Raw genomic sequence first — 2,422 nt, 5'->3', positions numbered from 1 at the left:
GCGCTCGGGTTCACCGGCGCCGACGCGGAGGCGTTCGTGGGACGGGCCCTGCTGTTCGTGGCCATCTTCACGGTGGCCCAGCTGCTGGCCGGCCACCGCCTTCCGGCCTTCGAGGGGCCCGCCTCCGTCATCCTGGCGGCCATCCTGCTGGCCCTCGACCACGCACATCCGAACGATCCGGTCCGGGCCGTGGCCGGCGGGCTCGTGCTGTCGGGGGTGGTGCTGGCCGTGATCGGCGTCACCGGCCTGGCCCGGGCCGTGGCCCGTGTGTACACGCAGTTCGTCACCGCGATCTTCCTGCTGCTGCTCGCCGCCGCCATCGCCTGGGCCCTCCTCCCCGACGCCGTGGGCGCGGGCGGGCCGGGCGGGCCGGCCTGGCCGGGGTGGCCGGGAGCCCGCCCCGTCGCCTTCGTCCTGGTGGTGGGCATCTCGCTGTCGCTCGATCTGTGGGCCGCCGGCGTGTGGCGAACGCTCTCCATCCTGCTGGGGTTCCTGGCCGGCCTGGCCGTGTTCCTGGCCGCCGGGTCGCTGGGGTCGGCCCCGTCCGGTGGATCGATGCTGGGGCTGGCCATCGTCCGTCCGGCGTTCGACCCCGCCGTGGCGCTGCCGGTGGCCATCGGCGGACTGCTGGCCGGGCTGAACGGCCTGGCCACCCTCAACGCCGTCTCGGCGGCGACCGGCACCAAGGTCTCGGGCCGCCGCCTGGCCCCCGCGTTCGTCGTGACCGGGCTGAGCCACGCGGTGCAGGGTGTCGTTCCCGGCGTGGGGTCGGTGCCGCGGGCGGACTCGGCGGCGCTGGCGGCCCGCGACCCCGTCCTGGCCCGGCCGTCGCTGGCCCTGGCCTGTGTGGCGCTGGCCGCGGTGGCGCTGACCCCGGCGGCCGTCCGGTTCGTCCTGCGCCTCCCGGAGGCGCTGGCGGCCGATGTGCTGCTGGCCGTGATGGCGTCGCTCACGGTGCTGGCCCTGCGCATCCTCCGGCGAACGCGCTGGAATCGAGCCCGTGCCGCCGTGTTCGCGCTGTCGCTGGTGGCCGGGGGGTTGCTGGTACCGGGGCCGCCGGACTGGCTGCCCCGCGGGCTCCAGTACGTGGCCGCCAGCCCGGTGGGGATCGGGCTGCTGGTGGCTCTGGTGGGGGAGGCGCTGCTCCTGCGACGGGAAGGTCAGTCGCGAGGCCGGAGCGAGGCCACCGCCTCCACGCGGTAGCCGGCGGCGCCAAGCGAGTCGGCGCCGCCCCGGTCGATCACCAGGATGATCAGCTCCACCCGCGCTCCGGCGGCCTCCAGGGCCCGGGCCGCCGCCTCGACCTGGTGGCCGGTGGTGCTCACGTCCTCCAGCAGGGCCACGCGGGCACCGTCGGGAAGCGCGCCCTCCACCTGGGCCCGGGTCCCGTAGGCCTTGGGCTCCTTGCGGACCACCACCATGGGCAGGCCCGCCTCCAGCGAGACGGCGGCCAGCAGGAGCGTGGCGGCGCCCTCGGGGGCGGCCAGGTGGGTGACGCCCTCGGGGACCAGCGTGCGGACCTCCGAGGCCAGTTCGCGCAGCAGCGCCGGGTCGGTGAGGAAGCGGAACTTGTCGAAGTACACGGTGGAGCGCTTCCCGGAGGACAGCACGAAGTCACCGTGGAGCTCCGATGCGGCGATGAGGCGATCGACGAGGTCGCCGGGCATGGCCCGGGTAGCATAGGGCGTCGATGGGCCTGTACCGCGCGGTGGGTCGCCCCCTGTTCTTCGCCCTTCCTCCCGAGGCGGCCCATCGGGTGGCCGGGACGGTGCTCCGGCTTCCCTTGCCCTGGAAGGCCATCGGGGGCGTGGCCGACGATCCCGTCCTCGGCGTCACCATGGCCGGCATCCCGCTGCGGAACCCGGTGGGGCTGGCCGCCGGGTTCGACAAGAGCTGCCGGTTCCTGTCGGCGCTGGGCGACCTCGGGTTCGGGTACGCGGTGGGGGGGTCGCTGACCCGGGCTCCGCGCCGGGGGAACCCGAAGCCCCGGATCGTCCGCCGTCCGGGCGACCGAGCCATCGTGAACGCGATGGGCCTGCCGAACCGCGGCGCCGGCTTCGCCGCGAAGCGGATGGCCCGTTACCGCAAGACCGCTCCGGTCATCGTGAGCCTGGCGGCCGAGGAGGTGGACGACGTCCTGGCCGCGCATGCGCTTGTCGGGCCACACGCCGAAGGGATCGAGCTGAACGTGAGCAGCCCCAGCCTGGCCTGGGCGTCGCCACGGGAGCGGCGGGAGCATCTGAGCCGCGTTCTGGAGGCCCTCGGGCCGCACACGACGAAGCCGCTGTTCGTGAAGCTGCCGCCGGGGGACGACCCCGCCGAGGTCGTGGCGCTGGCCCGGGCCGCCGTGGACGGTGGGGCCGAGGGCCTGACCTGCTTCAACACCATGCCCGTCGACGAGCCCCGGCTGTCGACGGGCCGC

3 protein-coding genes are annotated in these 2,422 nt (G+C 75.2%); 2 read left to right on the top strand and 1 reads right to left on the bottom strand.

Annotated elements, in window-relative coordinates; all coding sequences use genetic code 11:
• A partial coding sequence (locus M3Q23_15470; protein MDP9343457.1) for a purine/pyrimidine permease occupies positions 1-1,203 on the top strand: 1,203 nt, incomplete at its 5' end.
• On the opposite strand, the gene M3Q23_15465 is transcribed toward M3Q23_15470, so the two are convergent.
• Positions 1,161-1,667 (bottom strand): orotate phosphoribosyltransferase, encoded by a 507-nt coding sequence (locus M3Q23_15465; protein MDP9343456.1) that lies wholly within the window; start codon positions 1,665-1,667, stop codon positions 1,161-1,163. The genes M3Q23_15470 and M3Q23_15465 overlap by 43 nt on opposite strands.
• Positions 1,668-1,690: 23 nt before the next feature.
• On the opposite strand from M3Q23_15465, the gene M3Q23_15460 reads away from it, so the two are divergent.
• On the top strand, positions 1,691-2,422 hold a 732-nt coding region (locus tag M3Q23_15460), incomplete at its 3' end, for a dihydroorotate dehydrogenase (quinone) (GenBank protein ID MDP9343455.1).

The sequence above is a fragment of the Actinomycetota bacterium genome (genome assembly GCA_030774015.1).
GTDB lineage: Bacteria > Actinomycetota > UBA4738 > UBA4738 > JACQTL01 > JALYLZ01.
Note: the sequence above shows the minus strand (reverse complement) of the source record. Positions and strands in the feature narration are given on the sequence as shown.

Excerpts from the sequence above, each read along its gene's own strand:
- M3Q23_15465 (MDP9343456.1), bottom strand. The coding sequence starts at position 1,667 with ATGCCCGGCGACCTCGTCGATCGCCTCATCGCCGCATCGGAGCTCCAC.